Source organism: Sphingomonas sp. PP-CC-3A-396 (assembly GCF_004343105.1).
Taxonomy (GTDB): domain Bacteria; phylum Pseudomonadota; class Alphaproteobacteria; order Sphingomonadales; family Sphingomonadaceae; genus Sphingomonas.
Genome location: NZ_SLYF01000010.1, coordinates 23,438 through 47,642, shown reverse-complemented (window position 1 = coordinate 47,642; position 24,205 = coordinate 23,438). Strand labels below are relative to the sequence as shown.

The window sequence follows — 24,205 nt, the reverse complement described above, 5'->3', positions numbered from 1 at the left end:
AATGAAGCGTGGCGACCTCGACGATCTGGCCGCCTTCGCGGCGGTGGCCCGCGCGCGAAGCTTTACCCGTGCCGCGGCGGAACTCGGTCTCTCACCCTCCGCGCTCAGCCACGCGATGCGCAGTCTCGAGGCACGGCTCGGTGTCCGCTTGCTCGCGCGCACCACGCGAAGCGTTGCTCCGACCGTTGCCGGGGAGCGCCTGCTAAGCTCGCTCGACCCGGCTTTGCAGGAGGTGGCGCGAGGATTGTCCGCGCTTGCCGATTGGCGCGGCATACCCTCGGGCGCGATCCGGCTGACCACGTTCGGCTATGCGGCGCGCACTGTGCTCGCGCCGATCTTGCCGCAATTCCTACGCGAGCATCCCGACATTTCGGTTGAGGTAATCGTCGAAGATCGGCTGGTAGATCTGGTGGCGGGTGGTTTCGATGCGGGTATCAGGCTGGGCGAAACCGTCGATCTCGACATGGTGGCGGTGCCGGTGGGCCCTGCGCTGCGCACGCTCGTGGTCGGAACACCGGGCTATTTCGAAGGCCGCTCGTTGCCTGCAGCCCCCGCCGATCTGGAGAACCACAATTGCATCAACTACCGGTTGCTCGGCGGCGGCGGCCTGCTGCCGTGGGAGTTCGAGCGCGACGGCCGCGAGATCAGATTCCGCCCGACTGGGCAGCTGATCGTAAACGACGAGGTGCTGTCGGCCGCCGCGGTCCGCGCAGGCGCGGGGCTGGGCTATATGCTGGAGCATGACGTCGCCGAAGAGATTGCCAACGGCCAATTGATTCAGGTGCTCGACACCTGGTGCCCGCCCTTTCCTGGGTGCTACCTTTACTATCCGAGCCGACAGATCACGCCGGCGCTGCGCGTACTGGTCGACACGCTCCGGTGGACACCTACTGGCATACCATGATCAAACAGCTGCGTTGACCCACAAGCGGACGTTTAGGAGGCCTCGCCCCTTTTCCAACTTCGGACACTCATTCATCTTTAAAATAATAGTGCATATTGCCAAACTTTGATCGTTAGCATCCTAGTACGATGGCAGTACACAAAGCTTTGACAATATCATTTCAGCGCAACCAGGCCGGTCGTAAATTATATGAGGTCAGTAACTAGAACAACGTGATCAGGCTCAGGTAGCCGTTCAGTGCTGGCCCGAACCTTGGGCTGAAGATCGGATGCACCGTTACTCCCAAGCCCGGCTGGATATAGATTCCCGCCGCAGCGCGATAGGCGTAGCTGGCCGTGGCAGCCCAGGTACCTTTGTAGAATGATTGGTTTGTCGGGACGCGAGCACGCAGTCCCTCCGGACTATACACGTTATACGTTGTTACCAACGACGCCAGATCGAACGGACGGCTTTTAATGAGACCGACGCCATAGACACGGCCCTCGTAATATTGCGTGTAAAAGTTCTGTTCGGGTGGTGCGTAGTTGAATGTCGCTCCGGCATAGATTCCGCGAAACGGTTTTCCCGGATCGGTCTGCGTCAGCTGTCGATCGGCAGCGACGAAAACCGCCCAATTATCTTTTTGCGCACCGTCGGAAAAGCGAGTGTAGCGCGTCGAATTATGAATGCCGCCGAACCGTACCCAGGCAGATTTGGTTCCGGGCGCCGATGCCCGATTGAAACCGATTTCGTCGATCAATAATACGCCAGTCCCTGGAGGGGAGAATCGGAAACCTCCAGGGTTTACGGCGTTTTCCGCTGTCGCGCCCCCTGGTGGCAAGCTGCGCTGAATACCGAATTTGTTATAGAAGCCGGTCTTGGATCGTACCCGGACGTTGATACCGGGCGCAGCAAACCCGCCATAACTCAAACCGAGTTGGAACGGGATCGTCGCCTGCGGTCCAAGGTTTCCGGTTGCCAGATTGCCACCGACGTTGATCCCGAGGAACTCCTGCGTGTTGTCGATGTAGCCCGCTTTGAAGTCCAACACCCCGGCGATCACATCCTGATAATAGTGCAGACGACCGATCCGGATTTTCTTCGGACCGTTCACTGCTGGAAAGCTGTTGTCGACGATGCTCAATGTCGTCGCGACCTGTCCGCCCCTGAGGCCAATACGGCCGAGATCATAGGTCGCGGTGAGGCTGGCCGTGGTATTCGTTCGGGTTATTCGCTGACCGTTATAAAGCTGTGGTCCACGATAGCCGCGATCGTTCTGCAAGAAGTCATACTGGAAATTAGCCGTATTTATCGGCGAAATGCCGATGCCGATATCGGCGAGCGCATCACGAACGCCTTGATGATCGGCGAGGATCGTATCGGCGACCTTCGGATACGAGATTGCCCAGCCCTTCAGACTAAGATCGTCAAACCGCTTGAAGCGATCGGGCGCGGGCAACACGCTGTCATCTGGCAACGCGCTCGTCGTGGCCGGCTGTGTCGTCTGTTCGGGGGGAACCGGTCGCGCAGGCACCTGAGCAAGAGCCGCGGCGGGCGCTGTCAACGCCAATAGCGCGGCAGCGCAGCGGAATGCGGTAGGATCGGACATACGCAACTCTCCAAATATCAGCGACGCGTCGCGCGCTCCGCCTGCGCCCAGGCCAGCGCCATCAACTCGGGCAGCACCGCGACGCGCTGACGTGCCTCGGCGGACGCCGCCGTACCGTTCAGCACGCGGCCCTTTATTCCGTGGAAGATCGCGGCGAGGCGGAAGAAGTTGAACGCGATGTAGAAGTCGTATCCGGGCATCGAAGCCAAGCCACGCCGGGCACAATAGGCTTGCAGATACGCTTGTTCGGACGGGATCCGGAGCGACGCCGGATCCACACCACCAAGCCCGGCGACGATATGTGCCGGCATCCGGTACATCATGGCATGATAGGCGAAGTCCGCTCCCGGATGCCCGAGTGTCGACAATTCCCAGTCGAGCACCGCCAAAGTCCGAGGTTCGCTGGGGTGAAAGATCAGATTGTCGCAGCGGAAGTCGCCGTGCACGATGGACGATACATCGTCGTCAACGGGAATGTTCGCAGGCAGCCATTCGACGAGTCGGTCCATATACGGATCCCGCCCCGCAGCATCGTCGGACAGATACTGGCTCGACCACCGCGCGATCTGACGTTCGAAGTAATTGCCGGGCCGGCCATAGTCCGCGAGCCCGATCGCGCCTGGATCGATCCCGTGAAGCTGCGCCATCGTCGCATTCATCGCATCGAAATACGCAGCCCGCTCCTCGGCAGGTACGTCAGGAAAAGTTGCGTCCCAGACGACGCGCCCTTCGACCATGTCCATGACGTAGAACATCGTGCCGATCACCGTGTCGTCCACCGACAATCCGTGCACGTGCGCCACCGGAAAGCCGGCACGCTCGAGGGCGATCAGCACCCTGGCTTCGCGGTCGACGGCGTGAGCGCCCTTCAGCAACGGCCCGGGCGGCTTGCGACGCAGGACGTAACGTCGTTTCGGCGTAGCCAGATGGTAAGTCGGATTGGATTGCCCACCGCGAAACTGCGTGACGATCAGCGGCCCCTGATAGTCCGCCACATGCTCGCGCATCCACCTGTCCAACGCGCCTTCGTCGAGCTCGAAACCTGGGCGTACCGGCGTGGTCCCCAGATTGGCATCGGTGACTCGCGTCATGACGTGCTCGACCCGCAACTTGCGGCGCCGCGGTAGCCGTTCACCGGGAAGGCCAGCGCCAGTCCAGCGGCGAAACGCGCGGTATCGCGCCGACCAACCCTGGTATGCCAAACCCTCAAAGCGTCTGCCCGTCGTCGATCGTCATCACCGAACCGGTCAGGTTCCGGCTTGCATCGGACGAGAAATACAGGATCATCGCATCAAGCGCGTCGCTGTCCATGACGCGCTTTCGCGGAAAGGACGCGAGCAACCCCTGCCCCGCCGGCTGATCCCAAAGCGTCTCGTTCATTTCAGTCGAGATGTAGCCGGGGCAAAGCACGTTGACGTTGATGCCCTTGCGTGCCCAGTCCTTCGCCAGCGATCGCCCCATCTGGGCGACGGCAGCCTTTGTCGCGCTGTACGGGGCAATGCCCGCCCCCGGTTGATGCGCGGTGATCGACGATATTATCGTGATGCGACCATGTTCGCGGTCCTGAGAACCGGCTGCCACCATGCGCCGCGCACCTTCGCGTGCCGTCAGGAACACGCCCCGGAGATTGACCGCGACGATCCGGTCGAAGGCGTCGGCCTCCAGCCCGAGAGAACTGCCTGCGACGTTCAGTCCCGCGTTGGCAATGACCGTATCGACCGGGCCGAAGCGTGCTGCGGCTTCATCATAGGCCGCTATGATCGAGGCCTCGTCGGTGACATCCATCGCCAGCGGCAGCGCTTCGCCGCCATTGTCCGCTATCTCCTGCGCAAGCGTGTCGAGCAGTTCGGCACGCCGCGCACCGATCACCACTTTCGCACCGCTCGCCGCCAATATGGTCGCAAACCGACGCCCCAGTCCCGAGGAGGCCCCGGTGACCAGCGCGACACGGCCGGTCAGGTCGAACGAAAATCCAATCATGCTGACACCAGTGCCGCAACCGCACGCGCGGCCATGGCCTTCTTGTCGAGCTTTCCGGTCGCGCCGATCGCCATCTCATCGACCAGAACCAGATGTTCCGGCCATTTCTTGCGCGACATTCCTTCGCGTTGAAGATGCGCGATCATCTCGTCGAAACTGATTGGCGACGCCCCATCGCGTATCCGACAGACTGCGCAAGCCTGCTCGCCAAGCTTGCGTTCCGGAACGCCGACCACTGCCACTTCGGCGAGCGCCGGGTGGCGCAGGAGTGCGGCTTCGATCTCGGCGGGGTCGATGTTCAGGCCGCCGCGAATGATCTGGTCCTTGATACGACCCACCACCCGGACATAGCCCTCATCGTCGCGGACTATCTCGTCGCCGGTCAGGTAATAGCCGTCGGGCGTCATGCGCTCCTGTCCGGCTCCCAGATCGTCGGCATAGCCCAGGAACAGCGACGGTCCGCGCACGCCCGCCTGTCCACGCTCGCCGCGCGGCAGCGGACGTCCGTCCGTATCGAAGGCTTCCTCGAGCGTTCCCGGGAAGGGTCGGCCATCGGTTGATTGACGCCTCACGAGCGTGTCTGTCGGCAATGTCGAACAATGTCCCATGCATTCCGACATGCCGAACATACGCAGTGCCTTCAGGCCGAGCAGAGTATCGGCATCGGCGATCAGTTCAGGCGTCATCGCGCTGCCGCCAACCGCCACCGCACGTAACGGCAATCGCCCCGACCACGCCCCCGTCTTCGCCGCCTCCACCATCGTATAAAGATGCGTTGGCACCATGATCGCCCAGCCGCAGCCATGAACGGTCGCACGTCGCATTGCTGCGACGGGATCCCATGGATCGATCAGCACGAGCGGGTGGCCAAGCGACAGGGCGAAATGCGCGGTGAACGTGAAACCCGGTGCGCTGTCGAGCGGTACGATTCCGAGGATCGAGTCTCCCGGCTTCAGGCCGGCATTGGCAGCGCAGGCACGCGTTGCGTAGTTCAACGCCGTCGACCCGTGCATCACGCCCTTGGGCACGCCTGTCGTACCGGACGTGAACCCGATCAGCGCAGCGTCGCGGTTGCGAAAATCGTTGGAGCGGTCTGTCGAAGGAGCGGGATCGATACGGATCGCTTCGTCGGCATCCCCGTAAATGTGCGCTGCATGGCCAAGCCGACCCACCAGCATCGTCCGGTCGGCGTCGGACAATTTTGGCGAATAGGGGCAGAAGATCGCCTCGCACGCCGATACGGCGAGCGCCACGACCAAGGTGCTCGCGCGCTTGTGCCCGGCCACCAGCACGCGGGATCCTGCGCCGACCCCCGCCGCACGCAGACGGACCTGCAGGACATCCGCCTCGGCGCGAAGCTCGTCCCGGGTCCATCGTCGATCATCGCAATCGACCAGGGCCGTCGCGGCTGGATCTTCGTCGGCCCTCGCCACGAACTGCGGCCATAGCCGGTCGTCGGACCAGACAAGTCCGTCCGCGCTCAGGTCAGCCAAGGGATTGCCCTCCGTCCACGAGGAAAGTCTGGCCGGTAATGAAACTGCCGGCCTGGGAGGCAAGCAGGGCCAGCGTACCGGAGACTTCGTCGGGGCGTCCGAAGCGCCCCATCAGGATGCGTGCCCGGGTCTTTTCCTGAATCGCGGGATCAAGCGTCTCGGTCATGCCGGTCTCGATCGATCCCGGCGCGATCGCATTCACGCGTATGCCGTGCTCGGCCCATTGCGCAGCCAGATCACTCGTCAGGTGAACGATAGCCGCCTTGCTTGTCGTGTACGGCACGACCTGGCCATCCGCAGGGCGGTAGGAGATGAAGGCGCCGACCGAGGCGATGTTGACGATGGCGCCGCCGCCATGCGCGATCATGTGCCGTGCCGCTTGGCGGCACGCGAGGAACGTGCCGGTGACGTTCACCTCCATGACCTTGCGCCAGCCCTTGAGTGGAATGTCCTGGGGAAGCCCCCACCACGAGGCACCGGCATTGTTGACGAGGATGTCGAGACCGCCAAGTCGAGCGATCGTCTCGGTCACGGCGGCCTCGATGGAGCCCTCATCCGAGATATCGCAGGACAGTCCGATCGCCTGCGTGCCAAAGCGCTCGGTGATCGTGTTGGCTAACGCAACACATTCGTCGCCGTTGCGGGAGGCGAGTGCTACGGCGCAGCCCAGATCCGCCAAGGTCGCGGCCATCGCCTCTGCCAGTGCGCCGCGTCCGCCGGTGATGAGCGCACGCTGGCCGTCCAGTCGAAAGCCTTGAGCCATAAAGCCAGGAGAGAGTTCACTCATCTCCATACTCCTTCGACTGAACCTGCGATTCCAGCAGATCTACCTCCTCGGTAATCAGGATGATCCGCCGACCGCCCATCCCCCGGGTCTGGGCAGTCGCCGCCTTCCATTCGGGCGAGGCGAAGGCGACGTCGAGCGCCGCCTGATCAGCGAAGGTCAGCACGGCGTGCCCGTCCCATCCCGGCGTTTCGGGACTGTCATAGTCCTTCGTCACGACGCCGTGGCGATACGCGACGAGACCAGGCAGTACCCGGGCGGCACCGGCATGGGGCCCGCGCCACCACTCGGTGAAACGCGCCTGCGTCCAGTCGTCGGGACGGCTTGCGAGCACGACCATGCTGACCTTCGTCACCTTAGTTGCCCGTCCAGACCGGCTTGCGCTTCTCTAGGAACGCGGCGACGCCTTCCTTCGCATCGGCGGAATGGTGGACGACGTTGCAGGTCATCGTCTCAAGCGTGATGAGCGTGTTCGTGTCCGCGTCCATGCCGCGGTTCAGCGCCATCTTGGTCATCCACATGCAGAACGGGCTCTTGTCGATCAGCGGCGCGCAGAAGTCGGCGATCAGAGCATCGAACTTGTCGGCGGGTGCAGACGCGTTGCACAGGTTCCACTCGACCGTCTCGTCGCCGGTCAGCAGTTTGCCGGTCAGCATCAGTTCCTTGGACTTGCGCATGCCGATGTAGCGCGGCAGGCGATAAATCGGTCCGGCACCGCCGAACAGCGCGCGGCGGATATGGAAATCGCCGATCTTCGCTTCCGATGCAGCCAGTGCGAAATCGCACGAGATCATCAATTCGAAGCCACCCGCGACGGCATAGCCTTCGACTGCAGCGATGGTCGGCTTCGACATGTTGTAGATCTTGTCGTAGGTCCGCGCCGAATCGATCGCGAGCTGCAGCGAGACCGTGCTCTCGTGCAGCACCGGACCAACCAGCTGGTCCAGATCAGCGCCAGAGCAGAACGTGTTGCCGCGTCCGCGAAACACCACGGCCAATGCCTTCTTGTCGGCAGCAGCGCGATCGACCGCGACCTCGAGTTCGCGCAGCAGCTGGGGGCTGACGCAGTTCCGCTTGTGAGGCCGGTTCAGCCAAATCGTACAGATACCATTATCCGCCAGTTCATACTGGATGACGTCTTTTTCGAGTTCCATGTCGCTCTCCGTTTTTAGTGATGGAAATACTTGTAGAAAGTCAGTCCGCTGCCGGCTCCAGCAGCGCGCCAACGGCCATCCAGGCGGCAACCCCTGCTGCGGGGATCGCGCAGAGCACCGCTTCGGCGATTTCCTCGTCGCTGGCGCCCGCCCGGCGGGCACCGCGAACATGCGTTGCCGCCATCGGGCTATACCCGGCCGCGAGGATCGCCAGCAGCAGCAGTTCGCCATGCTTGGGCGACAGCGGGTTCGCGTCGATGCTGCCGCGACGCATGAGATAATATGCGTCCGCGGCCCGCGGCACGAGCCGCAGCAACTGGGCCAGCGGCGGAGGAATCGTCCCGAAATACGCCTCGAAATTGGCGACTGCTTCGCCAGGTGCGGCGTCGGGTAACGGTTGTGGTTTCGGTAACTCGCCCAACGCCATCGTCCTGGTAACTAGTTCGGCGAATTCCAGCGCCGCACCTTCACCGCGCAGGCTGCTCAAGACGATGATTCCGGCAGTCGCCTCCGTCACGGTGAGACCCAGACCCACGCCACGAACGAGTTCGCGGCGAGCAAGATCGGGATAGCGCCGATCGGTTGCCGTGACCGCGACGAACAACGCCTTCAACCGCGCCGGAACGGCTCCGTCCCGATCGATGACGTCGCGAAAGGCCGCATACCCAGCCAGCGTGTAAGGGGCGTGAGACCGCAGCAATACCGCGTCTTCCAGCCCGTTCGACGAACTCATCGGCACTATCCTCTCTCGCCGCCAATTGTGTCGACCGTCCGGTCGGGCGTCAATCTTTTTTCTTGGTTGGCGGTCCGGTGGTCGCGATTACCATCCTGCCGAACCGATACTCCAACGTCAGTATCTAAGCACCGTCCGACCGGTCGGTCGCCTGTCTAATTGGTCAATGGATTTCACGAATCGATATCTGCCGAACCCGGCGATTTGGCGCGTCCATGTTCCGCCCCAGGCGCCACAAGACCGGTTGACAGCCGACCGGTCGGTCGAATAGCTTTATCAGTACACGACCGACCGGTCGATTGAGTGATGATTTAGTTGTTAGGCAGGGGTAGCAGCATGAATTTCGAGCATTCGGATCGATCGCAGGCCTGGATGGGCCGTGTCCGCGCATTCATGGACGAGCATATCATTCCTGCCGTTCCGGTTTATCACGAGCAAGCCGCGAAAATCGATCGCTGGAACGATATTCCGCCAATATTCGAAGAGCTTAAAGCCAAAGCCCGCGACGAAGGATTGTGGAATTTCTTTATGCCCCCTTCGGAGCATGACGACGAATTCTTCACCAGTCCCGGGCTGACGAACCTCGATTATGCCCCGATCGCGGAGCTGATGGGTCGCGTGTCATTCGCGAGCGAAGTCTTCAATTGCATGGCGCCCGACACCGGCAATTTCGAGGTGCTTCACCGGTATGGTACGCCTGCACAAAAGGCACGTTTCATGGTGCCGCTGCGTGACGGGATCACGCGGTCTGCGTTCCTGATGACCGAACCCGCCGTCGCCTCGTCCGACGCGCGCAACATACAGACCGCGATCCGCCGCGATGGCGATGAGTATGTCATCAACGGCCGTAAATGGTGGTCGTCCGGTGCGGGCCATCCCAGGTGCGACTTCTTCATTCTCATGGGCAAGACCGACCCCGACGCGGCGGCCTATAAACAGCAATCGATGATCCTGGTGCCGCGCGACACGCCGGGCGTGACCTTGCTGCGCCACCTGCCCGTATTCGGTTACGATCACGCGCCGCACGGCCATTTCGAGGTATTGCTCGAGGACGTTCGCGTGCCCGTCGACAACATGCTGCTCGGCGAGGGACGCGGCTTCGAGATCGCGCAGGGCCGCCTCGGGCCCGGTCGAATCCATCATACCATGCGCAACATTGCGACGATGGAGGTGGCGCTCGAAAAGATGTGCCGGCGACTCCTGACCCGCCATACGTTCGGCAAGGCTATCGCCGAACATTCGGTGTGGGAAGAGCGGATCGCGCGCGCGCGTTGCGAGATCGAGATGACGCGCCTCCTATGCCTGAAGGCGGCCGACATGATGGACACCGTGGGCAACAAGGCCGCGCGCGCGGAAATCGCGATGATCAAGATCGCCGCGCCCCGCATGGCGCAGCAAATCGTCGACGATGCCATTCAGGCGCATGGCGGTGGAGGCGTCAGTGACGATTTCGGATTGGCCGAGTTGTGGGCGAACACCCGCATCGTCCGTCTGACCGACGGCCCCGACGAAGTGCACGAACGTCAGCTCGCACGCATGGAATTCGACAAGTACCGTGGGGAGTTGGCGGCATGAGTGCTCCCGCTGCAACGATCGGCCAGACCGAAGCAGTCGTGCCTGGTACCCAGTTCGACGAGGCGACGCTGGAGCGTTACCTCGTTGGGGTAGTACCTGGGTTTTCTGGTCCCATGGCCGTCGATCAGTTTCAGGGCGGCCAGTCCAATCCGACATTCCTGCTGACGACTCCGAATGCCAAATATGTATTGCGCCGGAAGCCGGCTGGCGTCCTGCTCGCGTCGGCGCATGCGGTGGATCGCGAATATCGCATTACGCGCGCGCTGTTCGAAGCGGGGCTGCCCGTTCCCGAACCGCTGGTGCTGTGCGAGGACCTCGATGTCATCGGCACAATGTTCTACGTCATGCGACATGTACCCGGCCGCGGCTTCTGGGACCCCCGCATGCCGCAATTGTCCCCGGCCGAGCGCGCGGCGGTGTATGATTCCGCAAACGACACGCTCGCCCGACTTCATCGCGTTGATTATGCGGCGCTCGGTCTTGCCGACTATGGTCGCCCGGGAAATTATTTCGTCCGTCAAATCTCACGCTGGACGCGCCAATACGAGGCGTCACGGACGGTCGATATACCGGAAATGGACTGGCTGGCCGAGTGGCTGCCAGGGGCCATTCCGCCAAGCGACGAACGCACGACGATCATCCACGGCGACTATTCGTTCCACAATTTGCTGATCCACCCGACCGAACCTCGCGTCGCGGCGGTGATCGACTGGGAACTGTCGACGTTGGGGGATCCGCTCGGGGACCTGACCTATCACATGATGGAGTGGTTTCGCCCCGAGGGGGTTGATGTGCGCGGAACGTTGCGCGGCGCCGACCTGACGGCCCTCGGTATCCCGACGCCCGAGGCTTATGCCCGGACGTATTGCGAACGCACAGGGTTCGACGTCGACCCCACGCATCCCTTCTACACCGCGTTCAACCTGTTCCGGGTTGCGGCCATCTTGCAGGGCATCGCCGGGCGCGCGCGAGACGGTGTGCAGACCGCCGCCAATGCAGGCGAAATCATCCAGCGGATCCGTCCCCTCGCCTTGGCCGCATGGCACTCAGCGCGCGAGGCCGGCGCAGGCTGACCTTCCTTTCGCGGCCTGAAACCTACCGTCGGTCACAGCGACCATCTGACTACGGAGCGAAACAAGCGACCATCAGATCCGACAACAGATCGGACGATTAAAGGAGAGGATTATATGACGCGATCGATGATTCCGTTGGCGCTAGGTGTTTCGACGCTTGCCCTGCTTACTCCGATGACGGCTCATTCCCAAGCCGCCGGCACCACGACGCCCGGGGAACAGGAACCCGTTATTCCGACTACGCCAGCCCCCCCGGCCGGCAGCGTGACGGACGCGGTACCGACGCCGCAGGCAACAGCGGCAACTGGCATCGCCGGCGACATCATCGTCACCGCGACGCGGCGGTCCGAACGTCTCCAGAATGTACCGATCGCCGTCAGCGCGCTGGGGGAAGAGCAAATTCAGGCTCGCAAGGTCGACAATTTCGCCGAGATCGTGAAGATCGCACCTGGCCCCACCTTCGTACCGGTCAAAGGTACATCGGTCGTTACGGTACAAATCCGAGGTCAGGGTACCATCAACGATTCACCCGGTCTGGAAAGTCCGGTCGGGGTGTATATCGACGACATATTCTACGGGACGCTCGCGTCGTTCGACGCCAATCTCTATGACGTCTCCCAAGTGTCGATACTTCGCGGACCGCAAGGAACGACCTTCGGTCGCAATGCCGTGGGCGGCGCACTCGTCGTCACCAACAACATGGCCGAGATTGGCGTCAGCAGCGGCCGCGCGACGTTGACTGGAGTGACCTATAAAGGCGGCCGCGGCGGGTTGGAGGCTGACGGATTCATCAACGTACCGATATCGGAAACTCTCGCCGGACGTTTCGCTTACAGCGTGAAGTCGGTTGGCGGATATCAGCACAATTTGATCACCGACAACTACCTCGCGAATAACAAGGTATCTTCCTATCGGGCGTCTGTTCGCTGGCGGCCCAACGAGAAATGGAACATCGTCGCGAGCGGCTCCTACCTACGCCGCGTTGGGTCCGGCGATGGCCCTACCATAGTCGGCGACGGCGCCCTGGCGGCATCGGTACAAGAACGAACGAACGGCAATCTTCACAAAGTGCTTCTCGATGACGATGGGTTTACGCGGCGTACGATCGGCACCGCGTTGCTCAATGCGAGTTACGAGACCGCCATCGGACAGATCAGTTCGATCACGGGATACCGATACCTGAAGTCGAGGCTTGCCGAAGACGCCGATGGAGGCCCGAACCCCGTCAACTTTCCTTCACTCAACACGAACGACGAGTGGCAGGTAAGTCAGGAATTCCGGTTCACATCAGACCTTGGCGGCCCCTTCGATTTCGTCGCGGGCGCATATTTCGGCTATGAGGACTTGAACCACAAGATCACGTTCGGTTTCGACGGTCGCGATCCGAACCTCTTCTTCTCGGTCCTCAATGCGGGTCGATATACGCCAGGTCAGACGTTCGAGGGACAGATCGAGAATCGCAGCTTCGGACCGTATGCCGAGGGAAAATACAAGTTCACGGACAAATTGTCGCTGACCGCCGGCCTTCGTTACAGCTACGAGCGCAAAACGGGCTACACGCAGCATATCGGATCGTCTCCGTTCCAGGGCGGTCCTTACTTCCAGCAACTGCCGGCCAATGACGATGCGGTCGACAGCTGGAAAGGTTGGACCCCGCGCGTCATCGCGGAGTATCACCCATTCCGTGGCAGCCTGTTTTACGCATCGGCGTCGCGGGGCTTTCAGGGTGGCGGCTGGTCGTTCAACGTCCGAACGCCGCTGGCTGCTGCTACTCCGCTGCGCGCCCAAACGACGTGGAGCTATGAGGTCGGCACAAAGACCGATCTCTTCAATCGTGCGCTCACCATCAATATCGCTGCCTTCCACGCCGACACGGCCAATCTCCAAGTGCGGTCACAGGTGGACGGCGTGTTCCAAGACTCGAATGCAGGGAAGCTTCGGTCTCGCGGCGTCGAGGTCGAGGCAGTGGTACGTCCGACGTCCAACCTGTCGATTGGCGCCAATTATGCTTACACCGACGCTTTTTATGCAAGTTTCGTCGGATGCACTGCAGCAGGTTTGAATTGTACCGGGAACCAGGCTCCATTCACGCCGAAGCATGATTTCACTGCCCTTCTCGATTATACTGCCGATCTTGCGAGCGGCGCTTCGGTGATCTTTCACTTTGATACGAAGTTCGCCAGCCCGTTTCAGGTTACCTCAACCGGACTTGGCCAGCCCGCAGTACGACTGACCGAGCGCAAGAATGTTGCCAATACTTCTTTGACTTTCAAACCGGCCGCCGCCGACTGGGATATCCGTGTCTGGGCGCGCAATCTGTTTGACAAGCAATATGCCACCAACGGTCTCCAGTATAACTTCTATCATGTGTCGCGCGCCGAAGTTGCCGCTGCAGGTGGCTTGGGCAACCTTGACGTTGAACGGATCACCGTCGGCGCACCGCGAACGATCGGTGCGACCCTGACGATACGATATGGGAAATGATATGATGGGACAGGCCGCAGATACCCCGACGACGGCATCACGACGGATCGCATTGTTGGTGCTGATTGTGGTGTCGGTGTTCAACTATCTCGATCGGACGGTGATCTCGATCTTGCAGGTGCCGATCAAGCGCGACCTGTCCCTCAGCGATGCTCAGCTCGGCGCGTTGACCGGGCTGACGTTCGCCCTGTTCTATTCCACGCTCGGCGTGCCGATCGCGCGGCTGGCCGATCGGTACAGTCGCAGGATCGTGATTGCGGGATCGTTGTTGCTGTGGAGCGCGATGACTGCGGTAAGCGGGTTCGCTGGCAGCTTTGCCATGCTAGTTTTCTTTCGCATTGGCGTGGCGCTGGGAGAGGCAGGCAGCATTCCCGCAAGCCATTCGATGATTGCCGACTATTATCCGCCGGAGCGCCGGGCGACGGCGCTCGGTATCTGGGGGCTCGCACTCCCGATTGGGGTCATGCTGGGGTATCTGTCGGGCGGCTGGCTCGCCCAGGCGATCGACTGGCGGGCCGCTTTGTGGATTATCGGAGGGATCGGCGTCGTGCTGGCACCGATCGTCGTGATGATGCTCCGGGAACCGGTTCGCGGGCGCTACGATGCCGGGCCCGCCCCCGACGCCATGCCGTGGCGCGACGGGCTGGCGCTGATGGCGCGACGGCCGAGCCTTTTGCTGCTGTTCGCCGGTGGCGCGCTGAACAACGTCGTGCTCAGTGTTGCGCTCAACTGGAACGCGCCATTCTATACGCGGCTGCACGGCATGGCGCTTGGTGACGTCGCAACTGCGCTGTCGCTGATGACAGGTCTTGGCGGCGCAATCGGTATTTTCCTGGGAGGGTGGCTGACCGATCGTATCGGGGCCGACAAGCCTCATCTCCGGCCGGTATTGACCGGGATTGCTCTGATCGCGGTCACGCCTGCCGCACTCGTCCAGCTGTTGTCGCCATCGACCACGGTATCGCTGATCGCGTGCGCGATGACGGTCATGCTGCTGTTCTTCTACTACGCGCCGATCATCGCGATGACCCAGACGCTGGTGCCGGCATCGATGCGGGCATTCACGTCGTCGATCCTGTTGCTGTCGGTCAATCTCATCGGGCTCGGTCTTGGACCATGGCTGACGGGCGTCCTGAGCGACGTCATCGGCATGGGCGACCAGTCGTTGCGCTATGCGATGGCGGCGATGTCCTTCGTCGGAATCTTCGCAGGGTCATGCTTCCTTCTCGCCGCCCGCTATTACAAAAAGGATTTGGCAAAATGAGCGATTGGTCGAACGGCTGTGCTGTCATTACGGGTGGCGGCAGCGGAATCGGCGCTGCACTTGCGCGCCATGCAGCGACATTGGGCATGAACGTCGTGCTCGCGGATATCGCGGTCGAAGAGGCGCAGGCGGTCGCCGACGAGATCGGAGTCGATCGTGCGATCGCGCTGCGTTGCGACGTGTCGTCCGAAGCCGACGTCACCGCGCTAGCCGATGCCGCGGAAGCCAGGTTCGGCCGTGTCGGCCTGCTTTGCAACAATGCCGGGATCGTCCCTGGCGGGCGTCATCGACGCGTGTGGGAATATACCCAAAACGACTGGCAATGGTCGCTCGGCGTCAATTTGGGAGGCGTATTGAACGGCATGCGCGTGTTCGTGCCCCGTCTATTGGCGGCGGAAGCGCCTGCGCATATTATGAACACGGCCTCTGTTGCCGGGCTGGTCAGCGGCTCGGGATCGGCCTGTTACGGTGCGGCGAAGCACGCCGTGGTCCGCGCGACAGAGGCCCTGTATGCGGGCCTGCAGGAAATGGACGCTCCGATCGGCGTCACGTTGCTCCTGCCCGGACTGGTAGCGACGCGGATCTATGAGGCTGAGCGGTCTCGTCCGCAAGCGTTGGCAGGGCCAGGTGGCCCGCCCGGCGAGTCCGCCGCTCTGGAAGCAATGCGCGACGACCTCTATCGCGGCGCACTGACCGCCGAACAGACCGCCACGATCGCCTTCGACGCGATCCGACAAAACCGCTTTTACGCGACGACGACCGACGCGTTCGATCCCGCAATTCGCGCCCGTGCCGATGCGATCCTCTCCCGGACGAACCCGCATTTCGAGAGCATCGTCGACATGAGCCGCAAGGATGCCGGATTGGCGGTCACGTCGGCGGGATGAGCTTCGTCGGCCGCTCTGTACTGATATCCGGTGCGGCAATGGGTATCGGCCTCGCTACCGCGGGTCGCTTCCTCGAGCACGGGGCCGATGTATGGCTCGCCGACCGAGACGAACGCGCGCTCGCGTCTGCGTGCGGTGATCTCCCCCTTGCCCGCCGCGATCGTGCCATCGTGCTCGATGTCACGAACGAAGATGACTGGGCGGACGCCGCCAGTCGCATCGCCACGGCCGGCGGGTTGGACGTCCTGATCAACAACGCCGGGCGGGGTCATTTCCGTATGCTCGCCGATACCAGCCTTGCCGAGTGGCGCGAGATCCGCGCGGTCAATGTCGACGCACTGTTCCTCGGCACGCGCGCGGTGCTGCCGATGCTTGCCGCGTCGGGATCCGGTGCGATCGTCAACGTCGCGTCGATCCGGGGCATGATTTCGGGGCCGGGATCGGGTTCGTATAGCGCGGCAAAAGGTGCGGCGCGCATGTTCGGCAAGGCGGCCGCGTTGGAGTTCGCGGCGCTCGGCAACGGCGTGCGCGTCAATACGGTCAATCCCGGCCTGATCGACACCCCGCTATCGCGTGCGGTATTCAACGATCCCGCTGCGTCTGCCAGGCGATTGGCGGACATCCCGCTCGGTCGCGCGGGGACTGCGGAGGAAGTCGCCGACGCTATCGTCTTTCTCGCAAGCGACGCCGCCGCCTATATCACGGGTGCGGAGGTGACGATCGACGGCGGCCAGACCGCGGGCTGACGCGTCACGCCGTGACCAGCAGCGTCCCGTCATTACCTCCGTCAAACAGTGCGACGAACGCTTCGGGCAGACGCTCGAACCCGGCGCGCTGGTCGACGCGGACGGTGAGCCGGCCCTCGTCAGCCCAATCCCGCAACTTCGCGCGCGCAACAGCAGCGCGACCGACGAAATCACCGACTACGAACCCTTCCATGCGAATGCGGCCATAGACCAGCTTCATCATGTCTCGCGGCCCTGGAGCGCCGCCCGCCCGGTCGTAGGATGATATTTGCCCACACAAGACGATACGGCCAAAATCGGCCATCGCGTTCGCCGCGGCCTCGAGTTGCTCGCCACCGACATTGTCGAAGAACACGTCGATGCCGCCGGGGCACAGTTCAGCCAAGCGGGCCGGAACGTCATCGTTGCGATAGTCGATCGCTGCCGTCGCACCGAGTTCTTCGACAAGCTTGCGACATTTGTCGGGACCCCCTGCGATACCGATCACGCGACAGCCTACTATCCCCGCGATCTGGCACACCAGCGAGCCAACCGATCCTGCCGCGCCTGACACGACGACGGTTTCGCCCGCCAGAGGCCGTCCGATGTCCAGCAACCCGAAATAGGCCGTCAGGCTGTTCGGTGAATACAGGCCAAGCGCCTCGATGAGTGTCACGTCGGCAGGTATCGGAAACGGCGGAACGGGCGCTGTATCCGGACGAAGCACGCTCCAGTCCTCCCACCGCGCCATCGCGACCATCCGGGTGCCAACGGGATGATCCGGATGGTTCGACTGCACGACCTCACAGGCTGTCATGCCGGCGATCGTGCCGCCGATCGGGATCGAGCCGCGATAGCTTGCGGGGCCGGCGTTCAGCCAGTTGCGGATCGTCGGAGCCACAGCGAAGATATGGTTGCGGACCAACACTTCGCCTTCGTCCAGCGCGGGAGGCGTGAACGGCTCGGTCAGCATGGCAAAATCGCTCGTCGCGACGCGCCCGTCGGGCCGCTTGGCCAAAGTCCATTTGCGGTTGAACGTCACGCCGCGAGCGCCACGCGCGCCTCACTGGCACTGCCGAATACACGTGCCAATAGAATGACCCGGCGCAGGCCGCGTCCGACTGGAAGTTCGTCGGTCACGCCCATGCCGCCGTGAAGGTGCACCGCCTCCTCGGCAAGCCGCTGTGCGGCGTCCGCGACATAGGCCTTGGCGCCCAGCACGCCACGCACGAACCCGGCATCATCGCGGTCGACGATCGCCGCTTTCAGCATGAGCGATCGCGCCTGTTCAAGCGCGACGAACATCCGCGCCAACTTGTGCTGAACGACCTGAAAGGTGCCGATCGCGACGCCGAACTGCTGGCGCTGGCGCACATACTCCACGGTCTGCTCGTACAGCGTGGACATTGCCCCCACCAATTCGGCCACGTGGCAAAGGCGAATCATTGCCAGGGTCGTATCGCCGTCCCCTTGCGTCAGGGCCAGAGCGGGCGTGCCGTCAAACCGCATCATGCCGGCAGCCGATCCGTCGATCAGCCGCACCGGGTCGATCGAAAGCCCCTCGGCGTCGCGTTCGACGAGCCAGGTCGCACCGTCGCCTATCACGACCAGTGCGGCTGCATCGACTGCGGACAATACAAAATCCGCACGTCCCGTCAGCCGCGCGCCATCGTTCGAGACATCGGCCACCGCGACGGCGAGCACGTGATCGCCCGTCATCGCCGGTGCTACCCATGTCTCGATCGCCGCGGCGTCGCCCCCACGGGCGATCGCATCCGCGGCGCCGACGATCCCCTCGGCTAGTGGCGTGATCGCAAGCGCGCGACCGAATTCTTCCGCAACGATCATCACGTCCTGCGGACCGCCGCCCAGGCCACCCGCTGCTTCGGGCAACAGGAAGCCGAACAGTCCCAGTTCGCCCAGCGCACGCCAGTCGTCCTGCAAGATCGGCCCCTCGCCCGCCGTCGCGGAGTCCGTCCGATCCGCCAGAAAACGGCCGACGGTATCGCGCAACAGGACCTGTTCCTCGCTGGGGGTGATGTTCATGTCACACCCGCTCCACGATCGTGACGTTGGCAATGCCCCCGCCCTCGCACATCGTCTGCAAACCGTACCGCCCACCGCGCGCATGCAGCGCATGAACGAGGGTCGCCATCAGCTTCGTGCCCGTCGCACCCAGCGGATGGCCAAGGGCGATGGCACCGCCATTCACGTTGAGCCGTGCTGGATCGGCACCGAGCGCGGACAGCCACGCCATCGGGATTGATGCGAATGCCTCGTTCACCTCGAACAGGTCGATCTGATCCAGCGTCATGCCCGCACGCTGCAGCGCACGACGGGTCGCGGAGATAGGCTCCTCCAGCATGATGACCGGATCGCCCGCCGTCACGGTGAGGTTGTGGATGCGCGCGAGCGGCGTCAGGCCATGCGTCCGAACCGCTTCGGCGGAGGCGACGAGGACACCGCTGGCACCGTCGCAGATCTGGCTGGCGGTCGCCGCGGACAAGGTGCCCTTCTCGCTCAAGAGCTTGACCGAACCGATCGACTCGAGCGACGCGTCGGCACGTACGCCCTCGTCATGATCATGCACGACCGATTTGCCATCCGCATCGATCGTCGTGACCGGAACGATCTCGGCAGCGAAGGCGCCGGACGCGCGAGCGGCTACCGCCTTGCGGTGGCTTTCCAGCGCATAGGCGTCCATCGCAGCGCGGTCGAAACCGTATTTGTCGGCGATCATCTGTGCACCGGTGAACTGGCTGAAGCCCTCGACGCCGTAGCGTTCCAGGATCTTCGCCGAGAAGGGACTGCCACCCATGCCGGCCTTGGCGGCCAGCGCCACGGGCGATCCCATATGGACGCGGGACATGCTCTCGACGCCGCCGGCGATCACCAGATCCTGCGTGCCAGACATCACCGCTTGAGCCGCGAAGTGCAGCGCCTGCTGCGAGCTGCCGCATTGACGATCGATCGTAACGGCAGGCACGCTGTCGGGCAGTGACGACGCAAGGACGACGTTACGGCCAAGTGCGAAGGTCTGCTCGCCGATCTGGCTGACGCAGCCGATGATGACGTCGTCGATCGTCGCTGGATCGACACCGGTCTCGGCGATGATGGCGTCGAGTATCGTCGCACCCAGGTCGGCAGGGTGAATCCCTGCAAGCCTGCCATTGCGACGGCCACCGGGAGTACGTTTCGCGGATACGATGAAAGCTTCTGGCATGAAAATGGTCCTTCGATGGTCAGAGGCCGACGGCGGCCTTGGCAATGATGGTGAGCTGGATTTCGCTGGTGCCGCCGAAGATCGACCACGCCCGCGCATTGAGATAGCGTGCGGCGGCCAAGCCGGCCTCGGGCGGACCGACCAGTGCGGGCGCGTCGGCGGCGTGGAACGGGCGTTCGGCGGGGAGCTGCAAGCTCGCCATGCCGAACGCGTCGATCGCAAGACCCTCGATCCCCTGGCGCACTTCGGAGGCGATGAGTTTCACCGCGAGGCTACGCGCATGCGGTGGATTGCCCTGCTCGATCTCCAGCAACGTGCGCAACTCGGTCATCTCGAGCGCTTCCGCCTCCAGCCGCAGCCGTACGGCGCGATCCGCAAGTTCGCCGGTCAGCGTCGTGGCGCGTGTCAGACGGTCGAAATCGGCCAGCAGTTGCGGCGCATAGCCGGTACCACCGCGCTCGTTCTCGAGCAGGAACTTGGCGATCGTCCACCCCTGCCCTTCCTCGCCGACCAGGTTCGCGACGGGGACACGGACGTCTTCGAGAAAGACCTCGTTGAGTTCATGGTCTCCCGATGCGCTCAGGATCGGTCGGACGGTAACACCGGGCGATGCCATGTCGATCAGCAGGAACGAGATGCCGCGCTGCGCCTTGACGGTGGCGTCGGTGCGTACCAGCGCGAACATCCAGTTCGCGAATTGCGCCTGCGTGGTCCAGATCTTCTGACCCGAAACGACATAATCGTCGCCTTCGCGCACCGCACGCGTGCGAAGCGAGGCGAGGTCCGAGCCCGACCCCGGTTCCGAAAAGCCCTGCGCCCAGATGTGCTCGCCGCTGCGCAATGCGGGCAGAAACCGCTCCTGCTGCTCATCGCTGCCATAGGTATACAGGACAGGCCCGACCAGCTTCAGTCCCATACCGGGCAGGATCGGTGCGCCCGCGGCCGTGCATTCGGTCTCGAATATCCAGCGGCGCACGGCATCCCATCCCGGACCACCCGCTGCCTTAGGCCAGAAATAGACAAGCCAGCCCTTGGCGTTCAACGCCGCCTGCCACGCGAGATACACATCGGGTTCGGCGAACACGCCCGACGTCAGGGTTGCGCCCTGCCGCATCGCCGGCGTCAGCGCGTCCTGCAGAAACGACCGCACCTCCGTACGGAAAGCCTGCTGTTCCGGGGATAGCGAAAGATCCATCACGCGCGCTCCACGATCGCGACGCCCGAGACGCCGGGGGCGCCATAGACGTGACTATAGCCCAACCGGGGGCTGCCCGGCACCTGCCGCGCGCCGGCCTGGCCGGTCAGCTGGCGGTAATTCTCGTACACCTGCCGCAACCCCGAGGCGCCGACCGGCTCCCCGCACGCGAGGCAACCGCCATCGGTGTTGACCGGCAGCGCACCGCCGATCCGCGTGCGTCCCTCGGCTAGCCATCGTTCCTGCTCGCCGTCGGCGCAGAAACCGTTCTCGGCCATGTGCATGATCTCTGCGCCGCTTTCGGTATCCTGCAACTGCGCGACGCTGATATCGGCAGGACCGACCCCGGCCATCTCATATGCGGCGCGCGAGGCGATCTCGGTGGGCGATGGCCCACGATCGATTGCCAGCGCCGGCGAAAAGACCTCGAACGACCCAGGCGGTCGGCTTCGGACCGCGGCCGCACGAAGCCGCACCATCGGCAATCCCAGTTCGCGTGCGCGCTTGCCACTGGCAAAGATCAGAGCGACCGCGCCTTCGCCAGGCGAGCAGAACATGAACTTGGTCAGTGGATCGCTCACCATCGTCGATTGCAGGATCATGTCCGCATCGACCGGTTCGCGCCGCCATGCATGCTCGGTCAGCGCACCATTTGCGAACGCCTTCTCGGCGACCGCCGCGAGCGTCGGTGGCGTAATGCCGTAAGCTGCCATGTACCGCTGGATCTTCATCGCGAAGAACTGCGTGGTCAGCATCAGGCCAGTCTCGCCATACCATTCGGGCAGGCCCCAATCGGCAGGCTTCGGATCGAAGGCACCGCGCGGATGCTTGTCGAAGCCGACGGCGATACCCAGGTCGAATTCGCCCGACTTGATCGTCGTATACGCGCCGAACATCGCCGAGCCGCCGGTCGCGCACCCGTTCGACACGTTGATGAACTGCAAGCCGGTCAGTCCCAGATCGGAGACCATCGTGTCGGCTTTGCCCGCAGCATCCGATCCACCATACGCGAACTGCACGTCGGGCCAGGCAAGACCCGCCTCGGCGAGTGCCGCGCGCACCGCGAACGCCCCCTGCTGCAAGCCGCTGCGCCCCGGCGTACGGCCGAACGGGTGGATGCCAGCACCGACGATGAAGACGTCGCTCATGCCGCGATCCCCGTTGGCGCGAAAGCGAAGGTCGTACGAACCTCGCCATCCATTCGCGTAAAGGCCTGCGCCACCAGCGTCATCGGCATGTCGATCGCGAACCGGTCGATCGGTGCGCCGGTCAACCGACCCTCGACGATCAATGCTTCACCCAGAGCCACATAGCCGACCGCATAGGGTTCGAACGCTTCGGGCCCCGCATAGGGCGGCGACTTGGGACGGAAGCGCTGCACCGTCCACGACCACAAACGGCCTTCGCGGGGCAAGGTTACCGTTTCAAAACGGTCCTCGTCATCGGGTAGCGGAAAGGCGATCGCGCCCGTCATGCGATCGCGACCCGCCAACAAGGCGACGTCGCCCTCTCGATCGCGGACAAGCAAGCGATCGTCGATCAGGGGCGCATCTTTCTGCGGTGCATCCAGCATATCTCTCTCCTTAGTTCGAGAGACTAGCGGCATTGCCCATGATACGCCGCTGACCTTTGTGTCAGCGCACCTTGCCGAGAAAGCCGAGCTGCGCCGCCTTGAACAGCGCCTGGTCGCGATTGACGGCATCGAGCTTCTGCGCGGCGGAGCGGATGTGAAAGCGGATGGTGGTGCGCTTCAGGCCAAGGATGATCGCGATATCGTCGTTGGTCTTGCCTGCCCCCGCCCACCGCAGGCACTCTACCTCACGCTTCGTCAGCGCCACTCCCGCAAGTTGCTCGCGTGGCTGTTCTGTCGCCTTTACGTAGCTGGTGATGAAAATTCGCGCGAGCAGCGCCAGTGCCTCGTCATGCGCTTCGAAGATCGCGCTCAGGTCTTCCACGTCATGATCATGATGGACGAAACTCGCAGCGCCGATCTGACCGAACGGGAGATGCACCGGCGCCACGATCGCCGCGCGCGTGAATGCGCGCGCCTCGAAATCACTGAGATCGAGCGCTTCCAGCGCGCGATTGCGCGACCGCGAATAAATCCCGGTTCGGTTACACCAGAACGGTTCGCCCTCGAGCCGACACGCCTTGGGTAGAGGCGACGTCAAGCCGAGCAGCGGTACTTCCCACCATAACGCCCCAGCCTCGCCCGGGGTAAAGACGTCGCTGGCGAGCACGCGGCCGTCCGCATCCTTCATCGGCATCGAGGTGGCGATATTGTGCGTGATGTTGACGAGTAGCCCGGTGCGCTCGCTCACCGCATCGCGCAGGGCCTCGGCAGCCGGACGTATGTCTGCGGACGTCTGTATCCGTACCGCATCGAGGACATTGTCGTCGATCAGCATGGCAGCGCGGGGGGACACGAAGTCCAGACACAAACACGGTGAGGATCAGGTCGCGATCGGTCGTCCATGGACGAGGGTCTAACAGGATCGTCGTCGGCGCGTTACCCCTGCGATGGGTTGGTCTTGAGCCCGTTGAAGAAGGGTTGGCATAACGCATCCGCGACTTGCTCCGGCGTCTGCGTCGAGGCCAGCGGCGGGTACCATTTATACGCCCAGTTGCACATGCCCAGGAAGCCGTAGGTCGTAATGGTCGGATCAACGCTGCGGAATTCACCGCTCGCTATGCCCGCTTCGATCAAGCCCTTCACACGGGCAAAATAATCGCGCCTTGCCTGGCGGATAGCATCGCGCATTTCCCCTTCAAGATCGCCGTAATTGTCCATGAAAGCACGAACATAGCCCGGGTGGTTGGCAATCTGGGTCAGGATGCCGACGCACGCCGCGCGTAGCGACGGTACCGGATCGGAGCCCTCCTTCACCGTAAGCCCGGCAAGCAACGCCTGGATATGCGTATCGTGGATAGCGTACAGAATGGAAATCTTGCTCGGGAAGTAATGGTACAGGGTCGGCTTTCCCATGCCGACCTCGTCCGCGAGCATCTGCATCGACGTATTGTGATACCCGACTTTGTCGAACAGGCCGGCGCAATGCTCGATGATCGCAATACGCTTCTCATCATGCGCTTCCGTGCGAACCTTGGTCGTCTTTGCCGGCATGCGGTGTCGTATCCTGTTG

23 protein-coding genes are annotated in these 24,205 nt (G+C 62.9%); 7 read left to right on the top strand and 16 right to left on the bottom strand.

Annotated features, from left to right (window positions below):
- Window position 1 precedes the first annotated feature (1 nt).
- Window positions 2–904 carry a LysR family transcriptional regulator gene (locus tag C8J40_RS18250; protein ID WP_132898227.1) on the top strand — a complete coding sequence of 301 codons (903 nt, stop codon included), beginning with the start codon at window positions 2–4 and terminating at the stop codon, window positions 902–904.
- Between the two features lie 202 nt (window positions 905–1,106).
- Here the strand turns inward: C8J40_RS18250 and C8J40_RS18245 are convergent, their stop codons facing one another.
- The 8 genes from C8J40_RS18245 to C8J40_RS18210 all read right to left on the bottom strand — a co-directional run bounded on the left by C8J40_RS18245 (window position 1,107) and on the right by C8J40_RS18210 (window position 8,636).
- Complete coding sequence (locus C8J40_RS18245) at window positions 1,107–2,492, bottom strand: carbohydrate porin (protein WP_132898226.1); 1,386 nt, start codon at window positions 2,490–2,492, stop codon at window positions 1,107–1,109.
- Window positions 2,493–2,509: 17 nt separating this feature from the next.
- Window positions 2,510–3,583: a phosphotransferase gene (locus C8J40_RS18240; protein ID WP_132898225.1), complete on the bottom strand. Its 1,074-nt coding sequence runs from the start codon at window positions 3,581–3,583 to the stop codon at window positions 2,510–2,512.
- Window positions 3,584–3,698: 115 nt separating this feature from the next.
- Entirely contained in the window at window positions 3,699–4,472 is a 774-nt protein-coding gene (locus tag C8J40_RS18235) for an SDR family NAD(P)-dependent oxidoreductase (protein WP_132898224.1), read from the bottom strand.
- The gene (locus C8J40_RS18230; RefSeq protein WP_132898223.1) at window positions 4,469–5,965 is read right to left on the bottom strand and encodes an AMP-binding protein; all 1,497 of its coding nucleotides are present in this window, start codon (window positions 5,963–5,965) and stop codon (window positions 4,469–4,471) included. The genes C8J40_RS18235 and C8J40_RS18230 overlap by 4 nt, the downstream gene beginning before the upstream one ends.
- On the bottom strand, window positions 5,958–6,752 hold the full coding sequence (locus C8J40_RS18225; RefSeq protein ID WP_132898222.1) for an SDR family oxidoreductase: 795 nt from the start codon (window positions 6,750–6,752) through the stop codon (window positions 5,958–5,960). Before C8J40_RS18225 ends, C8J40_RS18230 begins: the two co-directional genes overlap by 8 nt.
- A complete protein-coding gene (locus tag C8J40_RS18220; protein ID WP_132898264.1) occupies window positions 6,745–7,089 on the bottom strand; it encodes an EthD family reductase in 345 nt (114 codons plus the stop codon). The genes C8J40_RS18225 and C8J40_RS18220 overlap by 8 nt, the downstream gene beginning before the upstream one ends.
- A gap of 16 nt (window positions 7,090–7,105) precedes the next feature.
- Entirely contained in the window at window positions 7,106–7,903 is a 798-nt protein-coding gene (locus C8J40_RS18215; RefSeq protein WP_056485440.1) for an enoyl-CoA hydratase/isomerase family protein, read from the bottom strand.
- A 40-nt stretch (window positions 7,904–7,943) separates the two neighbouring features.
- Entirely contained in the window at window positions 7,944–8,636 is a 693-nt protein-coding gene (locus C8J40_RS18210) for a carboxymuconolactone decarboxylase family protein (protein WP_132898221.1), read from the bottom strand.
- A gap of 336 nt (window positions 8,637–8,972) precedes the next feature.
- On the opposite strand from C8J40_RS18210, the gene C8J40_RS18205 reads away from it, so the two are divergent.
- The 6 genes from C8J40_RS18205 (at window position 8,973) to C8J40_RS18180 (ending at window position 16,665) form a co-directional block, all read left to right on the top strand.
- Complete coding sequence (locus C8J40_RS18205; protein WP_132898220.1) at window positions 8,973–10,211, top strand: acyl-CoA dehydrogenase family protein; 1,239 nt, start codon at window positions 8,973–8,975, stop codon at window positions 10,209–10,211.
- Window positions 10,208–11,284 (top strand): phosphotransferase family protein, encoded by a 1,077-nt coding sequence (locus tag C8J40_RS18200; RefSeq protein WP_132898219.1) that lies wholly within the window; start codon window positions 10,208–10,210, stop codon window positions 11,282–11,284. The genes C8J40_RS18205 and C8J40_RS18200 overlap by 4 nt, the downstream gene beginning before the upstream one ends.
- A 114-nt stretch (window positions 11,285–11,398) precedes the next feature.
- Window positions 11,399–13,768 carry a TonB-dependent receptor gene (locus C8J40_RS18195; RefSeq protein WP_132898218.1) on the top strand — a complete coding sequence of 790 codons (2,370 nt, stop codon included), beginning with the start codon at window positions 11,399–11,401 and terminating at the stop codon, window positions 13,766–13,768.
- A gap of 1 nt (window position 13,769) precedes the next feature.
- Window positions 13,770–15,032: an MFS transporter gene (locus tag C8J40_RS18190; RefSeq protein ID WP_243693483.1), complete on the top strand. Its 1,263-nt coding sequence runs from the start codon at window positions 13,770–13,772 to the stop codon at window positions 15,030–15,032.
- Complete coding sequence (locus C8J40_RS18185; RefSeq protein WP_132898217.1) at window positions 15,029–15,919, top strand: SDR family NAD(P)-dependent oxidoreductase; 891 nt, start codon at window positions 15,029–15,031, stop codon at window positions 15,917–15,919. Before C8J40_RS18190 ends, C8J40_RS18185 begins: the two co-directional genes overlap by 4 nt.
- Window positions 15,916–16,665, top strand: a complete 750-nt coding sequence (locus C8J40_RS18180) for an SDR family NAD(P)-dependent oxidoreductase (RefSeq protein WP_132898216.1) — start codon at window positions 15,916–15,918, stop codon at window positions 16,663–16,665. Before C8J40_RS18185 ends, C8J40_RS18180 begins: the two co-directional genes overlap by 4 nt.
- A gap of 4 nt (window positions 16,666–16,669) precedes the next feature.
- Here the strand turns inward: C8J40_RS18180 and C8J40_RS18175 are convergent, their stop codons facing one another.
- The 8 genes from C8J40_RS18175 to C8J40_RS18140 all read right to left on the bottom strand — a co-directional run bounded on the left by C8J40_RS18175 (window position 16,670) and on the right by C8J40_RS18140 (window position 24,186).
- Window positions 16,670–17,686 carry an NADP-dependent oxidoreductase gene (locus tag C8J40_RS18175; protein ID WP_132898215.1) on the bottom strand — a complete coding sequence of 339 codons (1,017 nt, stop codon included), beginning with the start codon at window positions 17,684–17,686 and terminating at the stop codon, window positions 16,670–16,672.
- Window positions 17,683–18,690: an acyl-CoA dehydrogenase gene (locus C8J40_RS18170; protein ID WP_132898214.1), complete on the bottom strand. Its 1,008-nt coding sequence runs from the start codon at window positions 18,688–18,690 to the stop codon at window positions 17,683–17,685. The genes C8J40_RS18175 and C8J40_RS18170 overlap by 4 nt, the downstream gene beginning before the upstream one ends.
- A gap of 1 nt (window position 18,691) precedes the next feature.
- Window positions 18,692–19,867: an acetyl-CoA C-acetyltransferase gene (locus C8J40_RS18165; protein WP_132898213.1), complete on the bottom strand. Its 1,176-nt coding sequence runs from the start codon at window positions 19,865–19,867 to the stop codon at window positions 18,692–18,694.
- A 19-nt stretch (window positions 19,868–19,886) separates the two neighbouring features.
- On the bottom strand, window positions 19,887–21,062 hold the full coding sequence (locus C8J40_RS18160; RefSeq protein ID WP_132898262.1) for an acyl-CoA dehydrogenase family protein: 1,176 nt from the start codon (window positions 21,060–21,062) through the stop codon (window positions 19,887–19,889).
- Window positions 21,062–22,210 (bottom strand): thiolase family protein, encoded by a 1,149-nt coding sequence (locus tag C8J40_RS18155; protein ID WP_132898212.1) that lies wholly within the window; start codon window positions 22,208–22,210, stop codon window positions 21,062–21,064. Before C8J40_RS18155 ends, C8J40_RS18160 begins: the two co-directional genes overlap by 1 nt.
- Window positions 22,207–22,635, bottom strand: coding sequence for an OB-fold domain-containing protein (locus C8J40_RS18150; protein WP_132898211.1), 429 nt, complete (start codon window positions 22,633–22,635; stop codon window positions 22,207–22,209). The genes C8J40_RS18155 and C8J40_RS18150 overlap by 4 nt, the downstream gene beginning before the upstream one ends.
- A 61-nt stretch (window positions 22,636–22,696) precedes the next feature.
- Window positions 22,697–23,488: a LuxR C-terminal-related transcriptional regulator gene (locus tag C8J40_RS18145; RefSeq protein ID WP_243693481.1), complete on the bottom strand. Its 792-nt coding sequence runs from the start codon at window positions 23,486–23,488 to the stop codon at window positions 22,697–22,699.
- 83 nt (window positions 23,489–23,571) lie between these two features.
- Window positions 23,572–24,186: a TetR/AcrR family transcriptional regulator gene (locus C8J40_RS18140; protein WP_132898210.1), complete on the bottom strand. Its 615-nt coding sequence runs from the start codon at window positions 24,184–24,186 to the stop codon at window positions 23,572–23,574.
- Between the last annotated feature and the right edge of the window lie 19 nt (window positions 24,187–24,205).